General features: G+C 64.9%; 20 protein-coding genes. 12 read left to right on the top strand and 8 right to left on the bottom strand.

All coding sequences use genetic code 11. From position 1 onward, the window contains the following. The first annotated feature begins 73 nt into the window (after positions 1-73). On the top strand, positions 74-1,111 hold the full coding sequence (locus tag ABIA40_RS32430) for an amino acid ABC transporter substrate-binding protein (protein WP_271546534.1): 1,038 nt from the start codon (positions 74-76) through the stop codon (positions 1,109-1,111). A gap of 273 nt (positions 1,112-1,384) precedes the next feature. Here ABIA40_RS32430 and ABIA40_RS32425 read toward each other — a convergent pair whose 3' ends face one another. Both ABIA40_RS32425 and ABIA40_RS32420 read right to left on the bottom strand, forming a co-directional pair. After that, entirely contained in the window at positions 1,385-2,524 is a 1,140-nt protein-coding gene (locus ABIA40_RS32425; RefSeq protein WP_271546453.1) for an acyl-CoA dehydrogenase family protein, read from the bottom strand. 139 nt (positions 2,525-2,663) lie between these two features. Beyond that, positions 2,664-3,878 (bottom strand): acyl-CoA dehydrogenase family protein, encoded by a 1,215-nt coding sequence (locus tag ABIA40_RS32420; RefSeq protein WP_271546454.1) that lies wholly within the window; start codon positions 3,876-3,878, stop codon positions 2,664-2,666. Between the two features lie 127 nt (positions 3,879-4,005). On the opposite strand from ABIA40_RS32420, the gene ABIA40_RS32415 reads away from it, so the two are divergent. Together ABIA40_RS32415 and ABIA40_RS32410 are read left to right on the top strand one after the other, a co-directional pair. Further along, positions 4,006-4,551 carry a carboxymuconolactone decarboxylase family protein gene (locus tag ABIA40_RS32415; RefSeq protein ID WP_271546456.1) on the top strand — a complete coding sequence of 182 codons (546 nt, stop codon included), beginning with the start codon at positions 4,006-4,008 and terminating at the stop codon, positions 4,549-4,551. Positions 4,552-4,851: 300 nt separating this feature from the next. Further along, on the top strand, positions 4,852-5,346 hold the full coding sequence (locus ABIA40_RS32410) for a VOC family protein (protein ID WP_404545339.1): 495 nt from the start codon (positions 4,852-4,854) through the stop codon (positions 5,344-5,346). 59 nt (positions 5,347-5,405) lie between these two features. Here the strand turns inward: ABIA40_RS32410 and ABIA40_RS32405 are convergent, their stop codons facing one another. After that, on the bottom strand, positions 5,406-6,734 hold the full coding sequence (locus ABIA40_RS32405; RefSeq protein ID WP_157286616.1) for an MFS transporter: 1,329 nt from the start codon (positions 6,732-6,734) through the stop codon (positions 5,406-5,408). Between the two features lie 181 nt (positions 6,735-6,915). On the opposite strand from ABIA40_RS32405, the gene cyoA reads away from it, so the two are divergent. The 7 genes from cyoA to ABIA40_RS32370 are packed head-to-tail and all read left to right on the top strand — an operon-like array spanning position 6,916 to position 13,852. Beyond that, entirely contained in the window at positions 6,916-8,076 is a 1,161-nt protein-coding gene (cyoA, locus tag ABIA40_RS32400) for a ubiquinol oxidase subunit II (RefSeq protein ID WP_404545335.1), read from the top strand. A 25-nt stretch (positions 8,077-8,101) separates the two neighbouring features. Further along, positions 8,102-10,099 (top strand): cytochrome o ubiquinol oxidase subunit I, encoded by a 1,998-nt coding sequence (gene cyoB / locus ABIA40_RS32395; RefSeq protein WP_404545332.1) that lies wholly within the window; start codon positions 8,102-8,104, stop codon positions 10,097-10,099. Beyond that, positions 10,100-10,729 carry a cytochrome o ubiquinol oxidase subunit III gene (cyoC, locus tag ABIA40_RS32390; RefSeq protein WP_157286618.1) on the top strand — a complete coding sequence of 210 codons (630 nt, stop codon included), beginning with the start codon at positions 10,100-10,102 and terminating at the stop codon, positions 10,727-10,729. Continuing rightward, positions 10,726-11,106, top strand: coding sequence for a cytochrome o ubiquinol oxidase subunit IV (gene cyoD, locus ABIA40_RS32385; RefSeq protein WP_404545329.1), 381 nt, complete (start codon positions 10,726-10,728; stop codon positions 11,104-11,106). Before cyoC ends, cyoD begins: the two co-directional genes overlap by 4 nt. Then, positions 11,103-11,954 carry an SURF1 family protein gene (locus tag ABIA40_RS32380; RefSeq protein ID WP_404545327.1) on the top strand — a complete coding sequence of 284 codons (852 nt, stop codon included), beginning with the start codon at positions 11,103-11,105 and terminating at the stop codon, positions 11,952-11,954. The genes cyoD and ABIA40_RS32380 overlap by 4 nt, the downstream gene beginning before the upstream one ends. Continuing rightward, positions 11,926-13,329, top strand: a complete 1,404-nt coding sequence (locus tag ABIA40_RS32375; RefSeq protein ID WP_198399954.1) for an ATP-binding protein — start codon at positions 11,926-11,928, stop codon at positions 13,327-13,329. The genes ABIA40_RS32380 and ABIA40_RS32375 overlap by 29 nt, the downstream gene beginning before the upstream one ends. After that, on the top strand, positions 13,319-13,852 hold the full coding sequence (locus tag ABIA40_RS32370; RefSeq protein ID WP_057028497.1) for a response regulator transcription factor: 534 nt from the start codon (positions 13,319-13,321) through the stop codon (positions 13,850-13,852). Before ABIA40_RS32375 ends, ABIA40_RS32370 begins: the two co-directional genes overlap by 11 nt. Before the next feature lie 184 nt (positions 13,853-14,036). Here ABIA40_RS32370 and ABIA40_RS32365 read toward each other — a convergent pair whose 3' ends face one another. Beyond that, the gene (locus ABIA40_RS32365) at positions 14,037-14,741 is read right to left on the bottom strand and encodes a glutathione S-transferase family protein (protein WP_404545324.1); all 705 of its coding nucleotides are present in this window, start codon (positions 14,739-14,741) and stop codon (positions 14,037-14,039) included. Positions 14,742-14,849: 108 nt separating this feature from the next. Between ABIA40_RS32365 and ABIA40_RS32360 the strand changes: the two genes are divergently transcribed. Beyond that, positions 14,850-15,221, top strand: coding sequence for a helix-turn-helix domain-containing protein (locus ABIA40_RS32360; RefSeq protein WP_275501450.1), 372 nt, complete (start codon positions 14,850-14,852; stop codon positions 15,219-15,221). 36 nt (positions 15,222-15,257) lie between these two features. Then, the gene (locus ABIA40_RS32355) at positions 15,258-16,652 is read left to right on the top strand and encodes an adenylate/guanylate cyclase domain-containing protein (RefSeq protein WP_404546416.1); all 1,395 of its coding nucleotides are present in this window, start codon (positions 15,258-15,260) and stop codon (positions 16,650-16,652) included. 84 nt (positions 16,653-16,736) lie between these two features. On the opposite strand, the gene ABIA40_RS32350 is transcribed toward ABIA40_RS32355, so the two are convergent. The 4 genes from ABIA40_RS32350 to ABIA40_RS32335 all read right to left on the bottom strand — a co-directional run bounded on the left by ABIA40_RS32350 (position 16,737) and on the right by ABIA40_RS32335 (position 22,088). Further along, positions 16,737-17,561 (bottom strand): CarD family transcriptional regulator, encoded by an 825-nt coding sequence (locus ABIA40_RS32350; RefSeq protein ID WP_074447640.1) that lies wholly within the window; start codon positions 17,559-17,561, stop codon positions 16,737-16,739. Between the two features lie 344 nt (positions 17,562-17,905). Next, positions 17,906-18,244 carry a ferredoxin FdxA gene (fdxA, locus tag ABIA40_RS32345; RefSeq protein WP_018643465.1) on the bottom strand — a complete coding sequence of 113 codons (339 nt, stop codon included), beginning with the start codon at positions 18,242-18,244 and terminating at the stop codon, positions 17,906-17,908. 132 nt (positions 18,245-18,376) lie between these two features. Further along, complete coding sequence (locus ABIA40_RS32340; RefSeq protein WP_074447665.1) at positions 18,377-18,628, bottom strand: RNA-binding S4 domain-containing protein; 252 nt, start codon at positions 18,626-18,628, stop codon at positions 18,377-18,379. A gap of 31 nt (positions 18,629-18,659) precedes the next feature. Beyond that, on the bottom strand, positions 18,660-22,088 hold the full coding sequence (locus ABIA40_RS32335; RefSeq protein WP_404545321.1) for a helicase-related protein: 3,429 nt from the start codon (positions 22,086-22,088) through the stop codon (positions 18,660-18,662). Between the last annotated feature and the right edge of the window lie 178 nt (positions 22,089-22,266).

Below are 22,266 nucleotides of genomic sequence, written 5' to 3'. Positions count from 1 at the left end.
GGCCGTCCGGATCCCGATCATGCTCTCCATCCCCGCCTGATTCCTTTTCCCGATTTTTCGAGAGAGCAACATGATGCGCACTTTTCGTGGCGGCCTGCTGATCGGGGTCGCCATCGCCGTGCTGGTCGCCATCGGCGCGATCATTTACGAGTTTTACGACACCCGCACCCTGAGGCGCACGGTTCGCCGCGGCGAGGTGCTGTGCGGCGTCAACAAGGGCCTGCCGGGCTTCTCGATCCCCGACGACAAGGGCAACTGGACCGGCTTCGACGTCGATTTCTGCCGTGCGGTGGCTGCTGCGATCTTCAACGACCCCGGCAAGGCGAAGTTCGTTCCGCTCGACGCCAACGAGCGTTTCAAGGAGCTGCAGAGCCGCAAGGTGGACATCCTCTCGCGCAACACGACCTGGAGCATGGCGCGCGAGCTTGACTACGATTTGTATTTCCCGGCCGTGGCCTATTACGACGGCGTCGGCTTCATGGTGCCGCGCACGCGCAACAAGGAGACCTCGCTGGACCTGGCAGACAGCAAGGTCTGCGTGCAGAACGGAACCACGACGACACTCAACGTCGCCGATTACTTCCGCATCAACAACATGAAGTATGAAGAGGTGAAGTTCGATAACCTCAACGACGTGGTGAAGGCCTACGACACCGGCAAGTGCGACACGTTCTCCGCCGACGTTTCTCAGCTCTATGCTCTCAGGTTGAACCTGACGAAGCCCGGCGACCACATGATCCTGCCCGACATGATCTCCAAGGAGCCGCTCGCCCCCGTGGTGCGTCAGCGCGACGACGACTGGATGATGATCGTGAAATGGACGCTGTATGCGATGATCAACGCCGAGGAGCTGGGCGTGACCTCGGAGAACATCGACGAAGCCCTGAAGTCGAAGAAGCCGGAAGTGATGCGCCTCGTCGGCACCGAAGGCCGTTACGGCGAGCAGCTTGGCCTCACCAAGGACTGGGCCGCCCGCATCATCCGCCACGTCGGCAATTACGGCGAGATGTATGATCGCAACATCGGCGAAAAGTCGCAGCTGAAGATCCCGCGCGGCATGAACCAGCTGTGGAACGCAGGTGGCGTGCAGTACGCACCGCCGATGCGGTAAGGCGGTCTCTCCGCCCTCATTGCGAGCGAAGCGAAGCAATCCAGAGTCTTTCCACGGCGACAGTCTGGATTGCTTCGTCGCAAGCGCTCCTCGCAATGACGAGGTTGATACAGGCTCGCGCCACACTTCATTCGTCGTGCCCGGGCGTCCCGCCTGCGCGGCCGAAGCCGCTTCGGCGAGGCGAAGGCCCGGGCATCCACGTTTCCGAGGCACCAAAGAACGTGGATGGCCGGGACAACCCCGGCCATGACGGTTCGCGCTATTGCCCCAGCCTCAATAGCCCCGCGCCCTGGCCAGCTGCTCGGTGTGGTAGTTCGCATCGCCGAACAGCTCCTCGCAGACACGGGCGCGCTTCATGAAGAAGCCGATGTCGAACTGGTCGGTCATGCCCATGCCGCCGTGCATCTGCACGCCTTCCTGCACCGCGCGTGTGGCGGTGGTGCCGGCGCGGGCTTTTGCCACGGCGACGGCGGGTGCGGCCTTGACAACGTCGGCATCGAGCGCCTGCAGCGCCTTCATGGTGGCAGCGCGGGTGATCTCGATGTCGATGTAGAGCTCGGCGGCGCGATGCTGCAGCGCCTGGAATTCGCCGATCAGCTTGCCGAACTGCTTGCGGCTCTTCAGATACTCGACGGTGCGGCCAAACACTTCATCGCTGAGGCCGACCATTTCGGCGGCGACCGCGCCGCGGCCGATATCGAGCACGCCATCGAGCAGGCCGGCCGCCTGGTCGACCTCGCCGAGCACGCTGTCGGCGGTGACCTCGACATTGGCGAACTCGATTCGCGCCGCATTGTGCGCATCGACCATGATGGTGCGCTCGATCGCAACGCCCTTGGCCTTGGGGTTAACCAGGAACAGCGTCAGGCCCTCGCGCTCGCCGGCAGAGCCCGCGGTGCGCGCGGCGACGATGAGGAGATCGGCGACATGACCGTCGACCACCAGCGCCTTGGCGCCGGAGAGCTTGAAGCCGTTGCCGGCGCGCACGGCCTTGAGGCTGGTCTGCAGCGGGCGATGCTTGGCGCCCTCGTCGATCGCGAGCGTCGCGAGCAGCGAGCCGTTCGCGATTTTCGACAGATATTCCGATTTCTGCGCGGCATTGCCGCCGCGGGTCAGCACTGATGCCGCCACCACTGACGTCGCGAGGAAGGGCGACGGCATCAAGGTGCGGCCGATCTCCTCCATGATGATTCCGGCCTCGACAAAGCCGAGACCGCTGCCGCCGAACTCTTCCGGCACGAGCAAGCCGGCAAAACCCATCTCCGCGAAGGAATGCCAGAGCTCCCTGGAGAAGCCGGTGGGGTCCTTGCTGTCGCGCAGATGGCGCAGGTGCGACACCGGCGCCTTGTCGCTGATCAGCCCGCGCGCGGAGTCGCGGAGCATGGATTGTTCTTCGGTGAGGACGAGGGCCATGTGCGTGTTTCCGATTCGAAATCTATGTTGTCTCGTCATTCCGGGATGCGCCGCAGGCGCAGGCCCGGAATCCATACTCCCGACTGGTGGTTATGGATTCCGGGCTCGCGCTACGCGCGCCCCGGAATGACAGAAAGGCTTACGCCCCCGGCAGATCCAGGATGCGCTTGGCGACGATGCCGAGCATGACCTCGGACGTGCCGCCCTCGATCGAGTTGGCCTTGGTGCGCAGCCAGGCGCGCGGGCGGGCGCCCTGTCTGGAGCGCTCGCTCTCCCATTCCAGCGCATCGACGCCGCCCGCCGACATCAGGATCTCGTGGCGGCGCTTGTTGAGCTCGGTGCCGTAATATTTCATCGCCGAGGAGAACGCCGGATGCGCCTGGCCGGCCTTGGCGAGATCGACCGCGCGCTCGGCGCAGGCAGCCAGCGCGGCTTCATCGACGTCGAAGCTGGCGATCTTCCCGCGCAGCATGGAATCATCGAGCCGCCCCTGCGCATCGGTGCCGACCGAGTCGGCCGCGATCTGGCCGAGCGGCCGGCCGACGCCGCGCTCGCCCATCCCCGAGATCATTGCGCGCTCGTGCTGGAGCAGGTATTTCGCAACATCCCAGCCGCGGTTGATGGTGCCGACCACATGCGACTTCGGCACGCGGACATTGTCGAAGAAGGTCTCGCAGAACGGCGAGTAGCCGGAGATCAAGAGGATCGGCTTGGTCGAGACGCCCTTGGAGGTCATGTCGAACAGGATGAAGCTGATGCCGTCGTGCTTCTTGGCGGTCGGATCGGTGCGCACCAGGCAGAAGATCCAGTCGGCGTAATTGGCGTAACTAGTCCAGATCTTCTGGCCGTTGATGATGAAGTCGTCGCCGTCGCTCTCGGCGCGGGTCTGGAGCGAGGCGAGGTCGGAGCCGGCATTCGGCTCGGAATAGCCCTGACACCAGCGGATCTCGCCCGCGGCGATCTTCGGCAGATGCTCCTTCTTCTGGGCCTCGTTGCCGTATTTCAAGAGCGCCGGCCCGAGCATCCAGATGCCGAAGCTCGACAGCGGCGGCCGCGCGCCGATCCGCGCCATCTCCGCGCGCAGCACCTTGTGCTCGGCAGCGCTTAAGCCACCGCCGCCATACTCCTTCGGCCAGTCAGGCACGGTCCAGCCCTTGTCGCGCATGCGCTCGAACCAGATGCGCTGCGGCTCGGACGAGAATTTTGCGTTGCGTCCGCCCCAGAACACGTCGGCGTCCGACGTTGCGGGCTTGCGCATCTCCGGCGGGCAATTGGCTTCCAGCCAGGCGCGGGTCTCGTTGCGGAATGTTTCGAGATCGGCGGATTCAGAATCGCTGGTCTTGAGGTCGGTCATTCGTTGTTTCCATCACCCAAAATTCGAATTGTTGTCGCCGAGTCTGGGCCAAGCCCCCGCGGAATTCAACCACTTATCATTTATAGTCGCTGCTGCGGCGAGCCTTGAAAACACAGAGGAAACGACCATGCGCCTAAAACTTCTTTCGCCTGGCGAAATGAACGAGAGCCAGCGGCAGACCTATGACGAGTCGATCGCCGGCAAGCGCGGCAAGCCGCCGCCGCCGATGATGGCCTGGCTGAACAGCCCCGAGATGGCGCGCCATGCCACGCGGCTCGGCGAGGTGCTGCGCTTCGACACCATCTTTCCGGCCAAGCTCTCGGAGATCGCGATCCTGGTGACGGCGCGGCACTGGACCGCGCATTACGAATGGTATGCGCACAAGCGCCTCGCGCTCGCCGGCGGCATGAAGCCCGAGATTATCGACGCGATCCGCGACCGCCGTACGCCCGACTTCGAAGATGCCAAGGCTAAGATGATCTACGATCTCGCGAAGTCGCTGCACGAGGGCCACGGCGTCGAGAAGGGCCTCTACGACGACGCCGTGAAGCTGCTCGGCGAACGCGGCGTCGTCGAGGTGATCGGGCTGTGCGGCTATTACACGCTGGTGTCGATGACGCTGAACACGTTCGAGTTCGGCCTGCCCGAGGGCGAGGTGTCGGAGCTTAGCTAGAGCGAGATGAGATCAGGTTTGATTGCTACGAGGAAAGTGCACTCCCTCTCCCGCTTGCGGGAGAGGGTTGGGGAGAGGGTGCTTCCGCGATGGGATAGTCCCCTAGAGGAGAAAGCCCTCACCCGCGCCTTCGGCGCGACCTCTCCCGCAAGCGGGAGAGGTTGCACCGAGCCCGCGGCAATCGCTTCACCCTGAAGCCATTCCGGTTTAGTTGCCGATCCAGAAACGATGGGTTTCGCGTTTGGCCGTAGCACTGGCTCGAAGCCGAGCTTACGTGCATGTTTTCGAGGGAGCATTCACATGTCGCAAAGCCCAATCATTCCTGCCGGCACCAGGATCGGCCACGTCCACCTCAAGGTCGCCGATCTCGATCGTGCGCTCGGCTTCTATTGCGGCGTGCTCGGCTTCGAGCTGATGCAGCGGATGGGCTCGGGCGCGGCCTTCATCGCGGCCGGCGGCTATCATCACCACATCGGGCTCAACACCTGGGAGAGCAAGGGCGGCTCACCGCCGCCGCGTGATGCGACCGGGCTCTATCACACCGCGATCCTGTTTCCGACGCGCCCTGCGCTGGCGGATGCGCTGCATCGGGTGCTCACGGCCGGCATTGCGCTGGATGGCGCCAGCGACCACGGCGTCAGCGAGGCGCTCTACCTGCGCGACCCCGACCAGAACGGCGTGGAGCTGTATTGGGACAAGCCGCGGGAGCAATGGCCGTTCGGGCCTGACGGGAAGCTCGCGATGTTCACCAAGCGGCTGGACGTCGAAGCACTGTTGCAGCAGCGGCAGGGGTGATGCCTAGAAGTAGGCACGGCGCGAGGAGCGCCTTTACCCACCCTGCATGCGCTGCGTGATCAGCGCCCCGCATCCATATCCCCCGCTTCGCGCTGGCCGCTGAGCCAGAGCGCGAGCAGGGTCCAGAACGCGCCGGAGAGCAGATACGCACCCGAGGCGATGACGCCGAGATTGGTGGCGAGCAGCAGTGCGACCAGCGGGGCGAAGCCGGCGCCGAACAGCCAAGCCATGTCGGAGGTCAGCGCCGACGCCGTGTAGCGATAGGCCTGCCGGAAGTTCGAGGCGATCGCACCCGACGACTGGCCGAAGGACAGGCCGAGCAGGATGAAGCCGATCACCATGTAGATGGTCTCGCCGAACGCGCCGGCGTCGAGCAGCTGTGGCGCGAAGCCGCTATAGATCGCGATCGCGATCGCCGATCCCATCAAGAGCGACTTGCGCCCGACGCGGTCGGCAATGATGCCGGAGGCCACGATCGCCGCGACGCCGAACACGGCAGCGACGATCTCGATGATCAAGAAGCGCACCGGGCTTTCGTGGGTGAACAGGAACACCCAGGACAGCGGGAACACCGTGACCATGTGAAACAGCGCGAAGCTCGCCAGCGGCGCAAAGGCCCCTAGCATGATGGTCTGGCCTTCGCGCGCGACCGTCTCGGAGATCCGTGCCGGCTGGAGTTCGCGGGTCTCGAACAGCGTGGCGTATTCTTCCGTCGTCACCATGCGCAGGCGCGCGAACAGCGCGACGACATTGATGGCGAAGGCGACGAAGAACGGATAGCGCCAGCCCCAGTCGAAGAAGTCATCGGCCGAGAGGAGGCCGGCGAAATAGGCGAACAGCGCGCTCGCCACGATCAGCCCGAGCGGGGCGCCGAGCTGCGGCACCATCGCGTACCAGCCGCGCTGGGAGGCCGGCGCATTCAGCGCCAGCAGCGAAGCCATGCCGTCCCAGGCGCCGCCCCAGGCCAGACCCTGCGCGATGCGCGCCAGCGCGAGCAGCCAGATCGCGGCGACGCCGATCTCCTGATAGCCGGGCAGGAACGCGAGCGCGACGGTGGCGGTGCCGAGCAGGAATAGCGCCGAGATCAGCTTGGCCGTCTTGCCGTATTCGCGGTCGATCGTCATGAAAATGACGGTGCCGATCGGACGGGCCATGAAGGCCAGCGCGAAGACCATGAAGGAATAGAGGGTCCCGGTCAGCTCGCTCGCGAACGGAAACACCAGGCGCGGAAACACGATCACCGAGGCGATCGCGAAGACGAAGAAGTCGAAGAATTCCGAGGTACGGCCGATGATGACGCCGATGGCGATCTCGCCGGGACTGGCCTGGTCGTGGCCGTGCTCGCCCGTGTGGAGGTCTGCCATTGCGGGGGTCTGTGCCGTCGCCATTCGTGCGCCCTTAACGTCCTGAAACCAAAGCCGACCGCCCGGCGGGGCGCCAGGCAATCTGGCCCTATCTGGCGCAACCTCCCGCACTGCAACATTGGACAAATTGTCCAATGTCCCCATTGTTGCGCCGCAGCTACCCCTTGGCCCCGCAAAGGAAACTCATTCTCATAAGGCTCGGCCCGTGTCCCGTCTCAAGATCCTGGCGCTACTACCTCTGGCTGCCGCGCTCAGCGGCTGCGATTACGTCGTGCTGGCGCCAGCCGGCGATATCGCCGCGCAACAGCGTGACCTCGTCATCATCTCCACCGTCCTGATGCTGCTGATCGTCGTGCCCGTGATGGCGCTGACGGTGCTGTTCGCCTGGCGCTACCGCCAGTCCAACACCGAGGCCCGCTACGAGCCGGACTGGGATCACTCGACCAAGCTCGAGCTGGTGATCTGGTCCGCGCCTCTCTTGATCATCGTCTGCCTGGGCGCGCTGACCTGGATGGGCACGCATCTGCTCGACCCCTATCGCACCCTCGGCCGCATTCATGCCGAGCGCGCGGTGGACAGGTCCAAGGCCCCGCTCGAGGTCGACGTCGTCGCGCTCGATTGGAAGTGGCTCTTCATCTACCCGGATTACGGCATCGCCACCGTCAACGAGCTCGCAGCTCCGGTCGATCGCCCGATCACCTTCCGCATCACCGCGTCCTCGGTGATGAACTCGTTCTACATCCCCGCGCTCGCCGGCCAGATCTACGCGATGCCGGGCATGGAGACCAAGCTCCACGCCGTGGTCAACCGTGCCGGCACCTACAAGGGTTTTTCGGCGAACTATAGCGGCGCCGGCTTCTCGGGCATGCACTTCAACTTCAGGGGCCTCGACGACAAGGATTTTGATGCCTGGATCGCCAGCGCCAAGTCGGCCGGTGGCTCGCTTGGCCGCGCCGAATATCTCCAGCTGGAGAAGCCCAGCCAGAACGAGCCGGTGCGGCGCTGGGGCACCGTCGATGCCGATCTCTACCGCCTGATCCTCAACATGTGCGTCGAGACCGGCAAGATGTGCCAGAGCGAGATGATGGCGATCGACGCCAAGGGCGGCAACGGCCATCAGGGCCTGAACAACACCCTGCCGCTCGCCTACGACAAGTATGCCCGCCGAGGCACGGTGCTCGGACCCGAGCCGACCTTCGTCGCCGGCACCTGCACGCCGGATGCGCCGCAGGGGCAGACCACCGCCTCGATCAAGGCTCCGACCGATTTCGCGCCGCTCCTGGGTGCCGGCCTGAAGCGGCCGTCGTTCACGCCGCTGAAGTCCTCGTCCTTCTTCCTCGGACAGCGTCCCAAGTCCGATTCCTGAAGTCAGACTCCTAAAGAGAGTTCGCATGTCTCCTGATCTTCTCAAGCTCATCTTCGGCCGGCTCGGCCTCGAATCGCTGCCGCTGCACGAGCCGATCGTCGTCGGCACCTTCGTAGTGGTCGCGCTCGGCGGCGCCGCGCTGCTCGGCGGCCTCACCTATTTCCGCCTCTGGGGCTATCTCTGGCGCGAATGGTTCACCACGGTGGACCACAAGCGCATCGGCATCATGTACATGATCCTCGGCATCGTGATGCTGCTGCGCGGCTTTGCCGACGCGCTGATGATGCGCGGCCAGCAGATGCTCGCGTTCAACGGCTCCGAAGGCTATCTCAACGCCCATCACTACGACCAGATCTTCACCGCCCACGGCGTGATCATGATCTTCTTCGTGGCGATGCCGCTGGTCACCGGCCTGATGAACTACGTCGTGCCGCTGCAGATCGGCGCGCGCGACGTCTCGTTCCCGTTCCTGAACAATTTCAGCTTCTGGATGACGGTCGGCGGCGCGGTGCTGGTGATGGCCTCGCTGTTCATCGGCGAATTCGCCCGCACCGGCTGGCTGGCTTATCCGCCGCTGTCGAACATCGGCTACAGTCCCGACGTCGGCGTCGACTATTACATCTGGGCGCTGCAGATCGCCGGCGTCGGAACGACGCTATCCGGCATCAACCTGATCTGCACCATCGTCAAGCTGCGCTGCCCCGGCATGACCATGATGAAGATGCCGGTGTTCACCTGGACCTCGCTCTGCACCAACGTGCTGATCGTCGCCTCCTTCCCGGTCCTGACCGTGGTGCTCGCGCTGCTGTCGCTCGACCGCTACGTCGGCACCAACTTCTTCACCAACGATTTCGGCGGCAGCCCGATGATGTACGTGAACCTGATCTGGATCTGGGGCCACCCCGAGGTCTACATCCTGGTTCTCCCGGCGTTCGGCATCTTCTCCGAAGTCACCTCGACCTTCTCGGGCAAGCGGCTGTTCGGCTACACCTCGATGGTCTACGCCACGGTCGTCATCACCATCCTGTCCTACCTGGTCTGGCTGCACCACTTCTTCACGATGGGCTCGGGCGCCAGCGTCAACTCGTTCTTCGGCATTACCACGATGATCATCTCGATCCCGACGGGCGCGAAGATGTTCAACTGGCTGTTCACGATGTATCGCGGCCGCATCCGCTACGAGCTGCCGATGATGTGGACCATCGCTTTCATGCTGACCTTCGTGATCGGCGGCATGACCGGTGTGCTGCTCGCGGTGCCGCCGGCCGACTTCGTGCTGCACAACAGCCTGTTCCTGATCGCGCACTTCCACAACGTGATCATCGGCGGCGTGGTGTTCGGCGCGTTCGCCGGCATCAACTACTGGTTCCCGAAGGCGTTCGGCTTCAAGCTCGATCCATTCTGGGGCAAGATGTCGTTCTGGTTCTGGGTCACGGGCTTCTACCTGGCCTTCATGCCGCTCTACGTGCTCGGCCTGATGGGCGTGACCCGCCGCCTGCGCGTGTTCGACGATCCGTCCTTGCAGATCTGGTTCGTCATCGCTGCGATCGGTGCCGTGTTCGTCTTCATCGGCATCCTCGCGATGCTGATGCAGTTCGCGGTCAGCCTGCTCAAGCGCGAGCAGCTCAAGGACGTCACCGGCGATCCCTGGGACGCGCGCACGCTGGAATGGGCGACCTCCTCGCCGCCGCCGGACTACAACTTCGCCTTCACCCCGGTCGTTCACGACAATGACGCGTGGTGGGACATGAAGCGGCGCGGCTATCAGCGTCCGCTCACCGGGTTCAAGCCGATCCACATGCCCAGCAGCACCGGCACCGGCATCATCCTCGCCGGCTTCGCCACCGCGATGGGCTTTGCTCTCGTCTGGTACATGTGGTGGCTCGCCGCCCTGAGCTTCATCGCGATGCTCGCCGTCGGGATCGGCCACACCTTCAACTATCACCGCGACTTCGACATTCCGGCTGACGACGTCATCCGGACCGAGGACGCGCGCACCAAGCTGCTCGCCGGAGCCAAGTAAATGACTGTCGCTGTTCATCCCTCGCAGACCGGCGAGCCGGTCTTCTACCTCGCTGACGAGCATCCGCATCCGGAAGGCTGGAGCACCTCGCTCGGCTTCTGGATCTATCTGATGAGCGACTGTCTCATCTTTGCGATCCTGTTCGCCACCTACGGCGTGCTCGGCGGCAACTATGCCGCCGGCCCCGCGCCGAAGGACCTGTTCGACCTGACCCTGGTCGCGGTGAACACGTCCATGCTGCTGCTGTCGTCGATCACCTACGGCTTTGCGATGCTGACGATGCAGCAGAACAAGGTCGCGCAGACGCAAATCTGGCTCGCGATCACCGGCCTGTTCGGGGCCGCGTTCATCGGCATCGAGCTCTTCGAGTTCGCCCACATGATCCACGAGGGCGCAACGCCGCAGCGCAGCGCCTTCCTCTCCGCCTTCTTCACCCTGGTCGGCACCCACGGCCTGCACGTCACCTGCGGCCTGATCTGGCTGGTGACGCTGATGGTGCAGGTCGGAAAGTTCGGCCTGATCGAGGCCAACCGCCGCCGCCTGATGTGCCTGTCGATGTTCTGGCACTTCCTCGACGTGGTCTGGATCGGCGTCTTCACCTTCGTCTATCTCCTGGGAGTTCTGCGATGAGCACCGATACCCACGCAGCCGGCGCGCACGACCATCACCACGAGGGCGGCCAAGCCCACAGCACATTCTCGGGCTACATGCTCGGCTTCGTGCTCTCGGTCGTGCTCACCGCGATCCCGTTCTGGCTGGTGATGAGCGGCGCGCTGCCGAGCAAGCAGATCACCGCGCTGGTGATCATGGCCTTCGCAATCGTGCAGATCGTCGTGCACATGGTCTACTTCCTGCACATGAACACGACCTCCGAGAACGGCTGGACCATGATGGCGCTGATCTTCACCATCGTGATGGTAGTGATCGCGCTGTCGGGTTCGCTGTGGGTGATGAGCCACCTCAACAGCAACATGATGCCGATGCACCAGATGAGCGGAATGAAGTGAGCGAAACCGGGACCGTGACGGGCGAGGACGGAGATGCGCGCAGCAAGGCTGCGCGGCCGGCGTCCTTGTGGCTCACGATCCTCTCGCTCATTGCTTTCGTGCTTCTGATCGCGCTCGGCGTCTGGCAGATCGAGCGCCGCGCCTGGAAGCTGGCGCTGATCGACCGGGTCGAGCAGCGCGTCCACGCGCCGGCGCAGCCGATCCCCTTGCCTGCTTCGTGGCCCGCCGTCAGCGCCGCAAGCGACGAATACAGGCATGTCAGCCTCAGCGGGCGCTTCCTGCATGAGAGCGAGACGCTGGTTCAGGCCGTCACCGAGGAAGGCCCCGGCTATTGGGTGCTGACGCCGCTTCAGCGCGACGACGGCACGCTGGTCCTGATCAATCGCGGCTTCGTGCCGTCCGAGCGCCGCGACGCATCGACGCGCCGGAACGGCAATCCGCAAGGTCGGGTCGAGATCACCGGCCTCCTGCGCATCACCGAGCCGAAGGGCGGTTTCTTGCGCACCAACGTGCCCCAGCACAACCGCTGGTACTCGCGGGACGTCGCCGCCATTGCGGCGGCGCGCGGCCTTCGCGAGGTCGCGCCCTTCTTCGTGGACGCCGACGCCGGATCACAAATCGCCGGCGGCCCAATCGGCGGATTGACCGTGATCCGCTTTCCCAATAACCACCTGATCTACGCGCTGACGTGGTTTGCCCTGGCTTTCATGCTGGCCGGCAGACTTTTCGTCACATTCGGCGGCGGGCTGTTCCGTCGCAAGCGCTTCGTCCACGACAAGGCCGGCGGCTCGGATGCCGACGCCCGCAGGACGGGATCAGATGCTGGAACGATCGTCGAGCCGACCTGACGACGGGAAAACGCTTTCCCAGACGCTTGGGCGTGACGGGCAAGCCGTCACGCTGCAATCGCAGGCCGACGCGCGCAGCGAGCTGATCGGCACCATGCCGACCGAGGACGAGACCAACCGCAAGAACATGGCGCTGCTGATCCAGCTGCGCTGGACCGCGGTGGTCGGCCAGATCGTGACCATCGGTACCGTGCATTTCGGCCTCGGCATCCCCCTGCCGCTGGAGCGGATGGGCGCGGTGATCGGCGCGCTGGTGCTGCTCAACGTCTCCAGCCTGGTCTGGGTGCGCCATCGCGCTGCGATCACCAACAATGAGCTGTTGGTCGCCTTGATACTGGACGTCGCCGCGCTGACCGCGCAGCTCTATCTCTCCGGCGGCGCCACCAATCCCTTCACCTCGCTGTTCCTGCTCCAGGTGACGCTCGGTGCGGTGCTGCTCGATGCCCGATCGACCTGGTCGCTGGTGGCGCTGACCTGCGCCAGCTTCGTCTGGCTGACATTGGCCTACCGGCCGCTCGATCTGCCGCCCAATCCGTTGAGCGAGACCTATACGCTCACCGTAACAGGCATGCTCCTGGGCTTCGTGCTCAACGCCGTGCTGCTCGTCGTGTTCGTCACCCGCATCAACAGGAATTTGCGCGAGCGCGACGCGCATCTGGCGGCGCTGCGCCAGCATGCCGCCGAACAGGACCATATCGTGCGCATGGGCCTGCTCGCCTCCGGCGCGGCCCATGAGCTCGGCACGCCGCTCGCCTCGCTCTCGGTAATCCTCAGCGACTGGCGCCGCATGCCGGATCTTGCCGCCGATCAGGAGCTTGCCGAGGACCTCGCGGAGATGGAAACCTCGTTGCAGCGCTGCAAGTCGATCGTGACAGGCATCCTGGTGTCGGCGGGCGAAGCGCGCGGTGAAGGCTCCTCACCGACGACGGTGACGGCCTTCGTCACCGCGCTGGTCGACGAATGGCGCAATGCGCGCTCCGCCCGCACGCTCTACTTCGTCAACACCTTCGGCGAGGACGTCGCAATCGTCTCCGACGTCGCCCTGAAGCAGGTGATCTTCAACGTGCTCGACAACGCCTATGAGGTCTCGCGCGAGTGGGTCGAGCTCGTCGCCGAGCGCGAGGGCGACAATCTCGTGCTGTCGATCTCCGACCGCGGCCCGGGCTTTGCGCCGGAGATGCTGGCGCAGCTGGGGAAGCCCTATCAGTCGAGCAAGGGTCGCGCCGGCGGCGGGCTCGGCCTGTTCCTGGTGGTGAACGTCGTGCGCAAATTGGGGGGCACCGTGAGCGCCAAGAACCACAGGAAGCGCGGCGCCACGGTGCGCCTCACGCTGCCGCTCGCAACATTGGCGATCGGAGGGAATTTTGACGCCTGACCGTTCGCTGATCGTCGTCGAGGACGATGCGGGTTTTGCCCGCACGCTGAAGCGCTCGTTCGAGCGCCGCGGCTACGAGGTGGTACTCGCCGCCTCGATCGAGGAGGTGCGCCAGGTGCTGGAGGAACGCTCTTTCGGTCATGCCGTGGTCGACCTCAAGCTCGGCGGCGCCTCGGGCCTTGCCTGCGTCGAGCTCCTGCACACGCACGATCCCGACATGCTGATCGTGGTGCTGACCGGCTTTGCCAGCATCTCCACCGCGGTCGAGGCGATCAAGTTGGGGGCCTGCCACTATCTGGCAAAGCCGTCGAACACCGACGACATCGAGGCCGCCTTCCACAAGGCCGAAGGCAACGCCGAGGTCGCGCTCGATTCGCGGCCGACCTCGATCAAGACGTTGGAATGGGAACGCATTCACCAGACCTTGATCGAGACCGACTTCAACATCTCCGAAGCGGCCCGCCGGCTGGGCATGCACCGGCGGACGCTGGCGAGGAAGCTCGAGAAGCGCCCGGTGAAGTAGGAGCGCTATCGCATTTGAGAGCATTCCCTGCGGCTTATCCTTCGAGACGCCCGCTTTAGGCGGGCTCCTCAGGATGAGGGCGGAGTGCGCGGCAGCAGTTTTCAACGAGCACTGATGCTGATGTGCCTCATCCTGAGGAGGCGCGGCAGCGCCCTCTCGAAGGACGAGGCGTGCGCACCGGCCGCTATTTGCCGAACTGCGCGATCAATTCGGCCAGCGCGACGTGGCCTGTGCACGATCCCGTTCCCCGATGCGAGTCGCCGTCCTCCAGAGCGGTGGCGTAGAGGACCGCGGGATCGGACTCGAGGCGAGCTCGCAGCGCCGCCAGCTTCGGCCAGCGGCTCCTCTCCGCAACCGCATGGAAGTCGAGCCAGCGCGCGACGCCGACGAGCACGGCGTCGGCGAGGGTCGGCCGCTCCCCGAGCAGGAATTGCCGCGTTTCGATCATTTCTTCGAGCTTGTCATGACGCTCGATGACCCTTGCTGTGCCGAAGGCGCGCAGGACCGACTTCGCGGCAGGCTCCATGGCTTCGGCTTCCAATGCGGCCCACAGCGGCGCGAAGGCGGCGGTGAAACCGGTATTCACGAACGCCATGAGCTGATGCATGCGATCGGCTTGCCGCGATGAGGGATCGAAGCTGATGCGGCGTTCGACATCCCTGGCCTCTAACCAGGCCGCGATAGCCATCGTTTCCGTCAGCACCTCGCCCTGCTCGGTGATGAAGACCGGCGTCTCGTGTCGCGGATTGATACGGGCGTATGACCGGTCTCGCATCTCGCCCAACATATCGACCCGACACAGCCGATATGGCTTGCCCAGCCATTCGAGAGCCGCAACGAGCCCCATGGAGCTTCCCTTCGGGAAGCCGTAGAGTAGAATTGGGTCCATGATCCATTCTCCGTGATTTCTGATGATCACGCTGCGCAGCGGTGATGCGACCCTAGCCGCTCGCCGCATCAAGTAAATTACGAACTTTTTTGTAACCTGGAGGCACCGATGAAGGATCTCGTGTCGAGATGTCCCATCGAGGAAGTGATGCAAATTCTCAGCGGTCGCTGGCCGACGCTGCTGATCTATTATTTGAAGCAGGGCACCAAGCGCTTCAGCGATCTGCGCCGCGACAATCCGACCATCTCACACAGGATGCTCGCGCTCGAGCTTCGCAAGCTGGAGGACGCCGGCATCGTCAGCCGCACCGAATTCGGCGGATATCCGCTGCGCGTGGAGTACGATCTGACCTCCGCCGGTCACGCGCTCGTGCCCTTGATCGATGCCTTGGGGGACTGGTGGACGTCGGTTGCGGCGGCGGCTGATGCAGAAGGTCACCGAGCTGAAATGAGCGTCTCCGCGAGGACGCAGCGGACTTGAACGGGCCAAGGCCCAAGTGAGGAGACTGCCGTGACGATGCTCGTCGAGCGCTTCAACCTGCCGGCTGCGGCTGCGCCTTCGCCCGCGCCGAGCGAGCGCGATGCCGAAACAGTTCAGTTCGCACAGGCCGCGCTGGTTTCCGCCAAGCGGGAGGGCCTGCAACTTGCGGTGCGGGCGCGCTATGTCGCCCTCGCCGTCATTGGCTGCCTGATCATGGTGATCAACCCGGCCTGGGAGCAGCTCTACTACGTGGCGCTGCTCGGCTTGTTCGCACTGATCGGCTGGGCCCAGGTCCGGGTTGGGCGGGTGGGCCTGTCACGGCCGGAATTGGCACTGCTGTTCTGCGACTTGGCGCTGCTGACGTACCTGATTGTGGTTCCGAATCCGTTCGGAGCCTCGCATTGGCCGGTCGCAATGCAGTACCATTTCGGCAACTTCATTTATTTCTTCGTCCTGCTCGCAGGCGCCACATTGGCCTATACTTGGCGGACCGTCATTGCGGTCGGCATGTGGACGACCGCGCTCTGGCTGATCGGCATTGCCTGGGTCTGGTGGCAGCCCGATCGCGATCCTGCGCTGACGGCCCGCATCGCGGCCGCAACAGGCAGCGATGAGCGCCTGTTTGCAATGATCTCGCCCAGCGCGATCGGATTCCACGTTCGGGTCCAGGAGATCGTCGTATTCCTGATCGTGGCCGCGACCTTGGCGCTCGCGGTCCGCCGCAGCAACGACCTCTTGATTCGGCATGCCGCGGTGGAGCGCGAGCGCGGCAACCTCGCACGCTACTTTTCACCGAATGTCGTGGCGGAATTGTCGAAACAGGACGAGCCGTTGAAGCAGGTCCGCACGCAACACGTCGCGGTGCTGTTCGTCGACATCGTCGGCTTCACGGCCTTTGCCGATGCGCGCTCGCCGCAGGAGGTGGTGCGGACGTTGCGGGAATTCCACGGATTGATGGAGCAGGAGGTTTTCCGCCATAGCGGCACGCTCGACAAATATCTCGGGGACGGATTGATGGCGACGTTCGGAACGCCCTTTGCCGGCGAGCACGACGCCAGCAACGCGCTGCGATGTGCCCAGGCGATGATCGCGGCGGCGGAGCGTTGGAACGATCAGCGGGCAGCGTCAGGCGAGCCAAAGCTGCATGTGAGCTTTGGCTTGCATTATGGGCCGGTGGTGCTCGGCGACCTCGGGCAGACCTGTCTGGAATTTGCCGTGATCGGCGCGACCGTCAACGTGGCAAGCCGCCTCGAGGCTTTGACCCGCACCTTGGGCTGCGCGCTGGTGGCGAGTGACGACCTCGTCAGCCAGGCGAAGGCCGAGCTTGGCGGTGCAGCCGCAACGTTTCAGTCATTGGAAGCGCGAGAGGCGCGGGCGGTCCGCGGCATTCAGCAGCCGATCTCGATCTGGACCCAGCCGCGCGGCGCGTAGAGCCGAACTCCCGCGGCCTCAGGAAGCCAAACAAAAAGCCCGGCCAAACGGCCGGGCTTTTGATTGCTTGCGTTCGGTGCCGGCTTACGCGGCCTCGTCGGCGACGGTGCTGTCGTCGCCATCGGTATCGTCGGTATCGCCCTCGGCATCCGTGTCAGCTTCGCCCTCGGCAGCTTCCGCCTTGGCATTGCGGCGCGGGCTCTTGGCAAGCTGCGCCTCGATCTCCTTGACCGCTTCGGTCTCGGTCGAGTGCTGCACCACCGCGATTTCGCGGGACAGACGGTCGAGCGCCGCTTCATAGAGCTGGCGTTCCGAGTAGGACTGCTCGGGCTGCGATTCCGAGCGATAGAGGTCGCGCACGACTTCCGCGATCGCGACGATGTCGCCCGAATTGATCTTCGCTTCGTATTCCTGGGCGCGGCGCGACCACATGGTGCGCTTGACGCGGGCGCGGCCCTTCAGGGTCTCCAGCGCCTTCTTGACCAGGGCCGGGTCGGACAGCTTGCGCATGCCGACATTGGCGACCTTGGCGGTCGGCACGCGCAGCGTCATCTTGTCCTTGATGAAGTTGATGACGAACAGCTCGAGCTTCGCACCGGCGATCTCCTGCTCCTCGATGGCCAGGATCTGGCCGACGCCGTGAGCGGGATAGACCACGAATTCGTTGGCCTTGAAGCCCTGACGCTGGGTCACGACCTTCTTTTCCTCGACCTTCGGCGCAGCCGCGGGCTTGGCAGCCGGCTTGGCGGCGACGGGAGCCTTGGCGGGCGCAACGGCAACAGGGGCCTTCGTCGCGGCGGGCTTGGCAGCGGGGGCCTTGGCAGTCACAGGCTTGACATTCAAAGGCTTGGCGGCAGCAGGCTTGGCAGCGGTCGCTTTCGCGGCCGGTTTGGCAGTCTTGTTAGGCATTGCGCTTCTTTTGTTCTTCGAGGACTTTGCAGCCGGCGCCTTCGTCGCGGTCCGACCCTTGGATGCGCTACGGCTGGCCGCGGCGACTTTTTTGGCCTCCTTATGGGAAGCCCTCGCTGAAGTACTCTTTTTACGCGTTTTCTGTGACACAGCCTGCGCGCGGAAACTGCCACGCCCCTGTTCGACATTTGGTTTCACGGGAACCCAGAGGGGCCAACGGGGCTGACGGGGTTCGGCTTAATGTGCCCAATATAGCACATTTCCCGCAAAAATCAATGATTTAGGGGTCTTCAGGGCTGGTTTTCGGCGGCAGCGCCGCTATTAGGGTTAAGTTTGGGCGCGAATTAGTCCCCAGAGCCGGGGTTCGGAGAAAAATATTTCTCGAACTTGCCTTCCATGCCGTCGAATTCCTTGGCGTCGGCAGGTGATTCTTTTTTCTGGGTGATGTTCGGCCAGCTCTTGGCGTAGTCGGCGTTGACCTGGAGCCACTTTTCGAGGCCCGGTTCCGTGTCCGGCTTGATGGCGTCGGCGGGGCATTCCGGCTCGCACACGCCGCAATCGATGCACTCGTCGGGATGGATGACGAGCATGTTGTCGCCCTCGTAGAAGCAATCGACCGGGCAGACCTCGACGCAGTCGGTGTACTTGCACTTGATGCAGTTTTCAGTGACGACGTAAGTCATCCAACGCTCCGAAAAGCTCTTTTAGAAGTCGCGGCTTGCCTAGCGCGGATGGCCGGGCACCGCAAGGTCGGGAAGGCCCGATCATGACGGCTTTATGCGTTTGATCGATCAAGAAATGAATAATAAGCGCAATTAATTGCGCGTCCCGAGCTCCTCATACAGCACGCGAGCCGAGGCGGCATCGCCACGGCGCTCGTTGAAGGCGGTGACCTTCAGCACGCGCACGGTGCGATCGAGCGCGATGGTGAGGACGTCGCCAAGCTTGATCGCATGGCCCGGCGATGTCTCGCGCACGCCGTTGACGCGGACATGGCCGGTGACGACGAGCTCGGCCGCGGAGGTGCGCGCCTTCACCACCCGCGCGTGCCACAGCCATTTGTCGATACGCTGCCGCTCGGTCGTCGTCGTCGTGGGATTACTCCTTCCGCCCCAGCTGCTCTTTCAGCGCGGCCAGCTTGGCGAAGGGCGAGTTCGGATCGATCGGACGATCGCGCTCGCGCGGATTCGCGCTCGAGGCGTAGGGACGCAGTGACGGACCGGACTCGCGATCACGGCGGTCACGGCCCTTGTCGCGGTCGCGGCCGCGATTGTCGCGGCCCTTGTCGCGATCTCCGCCGAACTTCTTGTTGTCGCGGTTGCGATCGCGATCCTTGTCGCGGTCTCCCTTGCCCTGGAAGCTGCGATTGCGGTCGTCGCGGCGCTCACCGCCCTCGCCGCCTTCACGCGGCTTGCGGAAGTCGCGGCCGCCATCGCGGCGATGGCCGCCGCCGTGACGATGGCCCGGCTTGGCGCCGTCGGCGGCTTCGCCGGGCGCGGCGCTCGCTGCATCGGGTGCAGCGCCGGCCTCAGCGCCGGGCCGCGCACGCTGGTTGTTGTGACGCTGATGGCGATGGCGCTCGTGGCGCGGCTTGCGATCCTCGTGACGGCCGGCGGGGCGCCAGACCTCGACCAGCTCGGGCTCGGCCAGTGCCACTGCCGCCTCAGGCGCGGCAGCATCGGGGGATGCAGCAGCTTCCGTCGCGGCGGTCTCGGCGGCAGCCGCTTCGAGGCCGGCAGCCTCGGCGGGCGTCGCAGCCTCTTCTGCGGGCGGCGCGATGCCGGGGGCGTCCTCGGGGGTGACGGGGGTTTCCGGAGACGCTTCCAGCGCCGGCTCCTCGTGAGCCTCCGCAGGAGCGGGCTCGTCGTGCGGCTCCATGCCGGGCGCGTCTTCGACGGTGACGGATTCGGCCGTAGCCTCAGCGGCCGCGGCCTCAGCCGGCAGGCCGGCAACGGCTTCCGCTGCAGCCTCGGTCGAGGTCTCCGCGCTGCCTTCAGCGGGCGGCGTCTCGGCCGCGACCGTCTCGGTCACGACCTGCTCTGCGACCACAGGCTTCGGCGGCGGCGGCGGGCGCTTCTCCATGCGATAGCCGAGCGCGCGCAGCACGGAGGCGAAATCCTCGCCGGCAGATCCGGTCAGCGAGGTCATCGCCTGCGTGACCACGAAGCTGCGGCCGTCGAACGCGCCGGCGGGCTTTTCGCCCGGCGAATTCTCGCGCCAGGCCAGCGCCGGGCGGATCAGGTCGGCGAGGCGTTCCAGGATGTCGACGCGCACGGCGCGCTCGCCGGCCTGCTTGTAGCCGAGCACGCGATAGGCATCGCGCGGCAGCGCCTTGTCGACCGGGAACGAGGTGCGGCCGGACGATGCCAGATGCTGCGCGCCCGAGAGCGCGGAGAGATCGACATTGTCCTGCTTCAGCGCCCAGAGCAGCGCGGCGAGCGCACGCGCGGCGGGCTTGAGCAGGCCGGGGAAATAGATGTGATAGGCGCCGAAGCGGACGCCGTATTTGCGCAACACGGCGCGCGAGGGCTGGTCGAGATCCTTCAGCTCGCTGGCGATCTTCGGCCGCTCGAGCACGCCGAGCGCCTCGACCAGCTGATAGGCGATGCCGCGGGCAATGCCGGTGACGTCTTCGGCCTTCGACAGCTCGAACATCGGCCCGAGCAGCTTTTCGATGTGCGTCTTGAGCCAGAGCTCGAGCCGCGCCTGCACCTTGTCGCGGGGCGCGCCGGTCAGGCGCTCGTCCGAGATGATGCGAATGCGCGGATGCAGCGCCTCGTCTGCGGCGGCAAGGCGCGCCACGGCATCGCCGGTCCAGCGGATGATGCCTTCGGAGGTGAGCACGAACTGCTCGTCCGGCGCATTGCCCAGCTTTTCGGCGCGCGCGTTGATCTCGCCGGCGAGCACCGCTTGCGCTGCAGCCTGCAAGGCTTTCGCATCGGAGCCGGCTTCCGCCGCATCCGGTGCAAAGGTGAAGCCATCGAGACGGCCGATGACATGGCCTTCGACGATGACTTCGCCGGTCTTGCCGATTTCAGTATTCAAGCTCGTGTTCTCCCGCAGGCGGCGCATCAATACACTGGTCCGGCGATCAACGAAACGCTCAGTCAAGCGTTCATGGAGCGCATCCGATAATTTATTTTCGACCTCCCGCGCGATCCCCTGCCAGCGTTCCGGGTCTTTCAGCCAGTCCGGGCGGTTGGCGACGAAGGTCCAGGTGCGGATCTGGGCGATTCGGGCCGACAGCGTGTCGATGTCGCCGTCGATGCGGTCGGCCTGGGTGACCTGGGACTCGAACCAGGCATCGGGAATGCAGCCCTTGCGCATCAGGAAGCCGTACAGCGTGGTCACCAGCTCGGCATGGGCGGCCGGCGACAGCTTTCTGTAGTCCGGGACCTGGCAGGCTTCCCAGAGCCGCTCCACGGCGGCCTTGCCATGCGCGATATCGCGCACCTCGCCGTCGCGGGCGGCGTGATCGAGCACGCGCATGTCCTCGGCGATCGGCGCGCGCGTCAGCGTCTCGTGGCCGGGGGCGAGGTTCAGCGAGACCTGGAGCGCGCCGAGCGAGGAGAAATCGAGCTTGGAATTGCGCCATTGCAGCACCTTCACCGCATCGAAGGTGTGGTTCTGCAGCGCGTTGACGAGCTCGGGCTCGAACGGCGCGCAGCGGCCCGTCGTGCCGAAAGTGCCGTTGCGGGTGGCGCGGCCGGCGCGGCCTGCGATTTGCGCGAATTCGGACGGCGTCAGGCGGCGGAACTGATAGCCGTCGAACTTGCGGTCGGAGGCGAAGGCGACGTGGTCGACGTCGAGATTGAGGCCCATGCCGACGGCATCGGTGGCGACGAGATAATCGACGTCGCCGTTCTGGAACATCGCCACTTGCGCGTTGCGTGTGCGGGGCGACAGCGAGCCCAGCACCACGGCGGCGCCGCCATGCTGGCGGCGGATCAGCTCGGCAATCGCGTAGACTTCATCGGCCGAGAACGCGACGATGGCGGTGCGGCGCGGCTGGCGCGTGATCTTGCGGTCGCCGGCGAATTCGAGCTGCGACAATCTGGGCCGCGTGATCATGGACACGCCCGGCAACAGGCGCTCGATGATCGGGCGCATGGTGGCGGCACCCAACAGCAGCGTCTCGTCGCGGCCGCGGCGGTTGAGGATGCGATCGGTGAAGACGTGGCCGCGCTCGAGATCGGCGGCAATCTGGACCTCGTCGACGGCGAGGAAGGAGACGTCGATATCGCGCGGCATCGCCTCGACGGTCGAGACCCAATAGCGCGGGTTCTTCGGCTTGATCTTCTCCTCGCCGGTGACGAGCGCGACGCTGGCCTCGCCGGCTCTGTCGGCGATCTTGTTGTAGACCTCGCGCGCGAGCAGGCGCAGCGGCAGGCCGATCATGCCCGAGGGATGCGCCAGCATCCGCTCGATGGCGAGATGGGTCTTGCCGGTGTTGGTCGGACCAAGCACCGCAGTGACGCCCGCACCGGGTGCGCGCTCAGAGGCGAAGGGGGAGGAGGAAAAAGCCATGTCTATCGGATTAGGTAATGGCGATTTGGGCGAATGTCAGTGCTATCCGGGGCGGTGTGGGGGCTTGCTCTTCGTTCCTCATCCTGAGGAGCGCGTCAGCGCGAAGGATGAAGGCCCGGCTGGTGCTGCCGGGCAAGCCAAGCCCCTCGCCCTTCGAGACGGCCGCTTGCGCGGCCTC

Source organism: Bradyrhizobium sp. USDA 223 (genome assembly GCF_044909005.1).
Classification (GTDB): domain Bacteria; phylum Pseudomonadota; class Alphaproteobacteria; order Rhizobiales; family Xanthobacteraceae; genus Bradyrhizobium; species Bradyrhizobium yuanmingense.
This window is presented reverse-complemented; position numbering and strand designations above follow the sequence as displayed.

Bases quoted from the DNA above. Each gene is read 5' to 3' on its own strand.
- ABIA40_RS32425 (WP_271546453.1), bottom strand. From the start codon at position 2,524: ATGGCCCTCGTCCTCACCGAAGAACAATCCATGCTCCGCGACTCCGCG.
- ABIA40_RS32375 (WP_198399954.1), top strand. From the start codon at position 11,926: ATGCTGGAACGATCGTCGAGCCGACCTGACGACGGGAAAACGCTTTCC.
- ABIA40_RS32430 (WP_271546534.1), top strand. From the start codon at position 74: ATGCGCACTTTTCGTGGCGGCCTGCTGATCGGGGTCGCCATCGCCGTG.
- ABIA40_RS32365 (WP_404545324.1), bottom strand. From the start codon at position 14,741: ATGGACCCAATTCTACTCTACGGCTTCCCGAAGGGAAGCTCCATGGGG.
- ABIA40_RS32355 (WP_404546416.1), top strand. From the start codon at position 15,258: ATGCTCGTCGAGCGCTTCAACCTGCCGGCTGCGGCTGCGCCTTCGCCC.
- ABIA40_RS32335 (WP_404545321.1), bottom strand. From the start codon at position 22,088: ATGGCTTTTTCCTCCTCCCCCTTCGCCTCTGAGCGCGCACCCGGTGCG.
- ABIA40_RS32415 (WP_271546456.1), top strand. From the start codon at position 4,006: ATGCGCCTAAAACTTCTTTCGCCTGGCGAAATGAACGAGAGCCAGCGG.
- cyoD (WP_404545329.1), top strand. From the start codon at position 10,726: ATGAGCACCGATACCCACGCAGCCGGCGCGCACGACCATCACCACGAG.
- cyoC (WP_157286618.1), top strand. From the start codon at position 10,100: ATGACTGTCGCTGTTCATCCCTCGCAGACCGGCGAGCCGGTCTTCTAC.
- cyoB (WP_404545332.1), top strand. From the start codon at position 8,102: ATGTCTCCTGATCTTCTCAAGCTCATCTTCGGCCGGCTCGGCCTCGAA.
- ABIA40_RS32350 (WP_074447640.1), bottom strand. From the start codon at position 17,561: ATGCCTAACAAGACTGCCAAACCGGCCGCGAAAGCGACCGCTGCCAAG.
- ABIA40_RS32420 (WP_271546454.1), bottom strand. From the start codon at position 3,878: ATGACCGACCTCAAGACCAGCGATTCTGAATCCGCCGATCTCGAAACA.
- ABIA40_RS32405 (WP_157286616.1), bottom strand. From the start codon at position 6,734: ATGGCGACGGCACAGACCCCCGCAATGGCAGACCTCCACACGGGCGAG.
- fdxA (WP_018643465.1), bottom strand. From the start codon at position 18,244: ATGACTTACGTCGTCACTGAAAACTGCATCAAGTGCAAGTACACCGAC.
- ABIA40_RS32360 (WP_275501450.1), top strand. From the start codon at position 14,850: ATGAAGGATCTCGTGTCGAGATGTCCCATCGAGGAAGTGATGCAAATT.
- ABIA40_RS32410 (WP_404545339.1), top strand. From the start codon at position 4,852: ATGTCGCAAAGCCCAATCATTCCTGCCGGCACCAGGATCGGCCACGTC.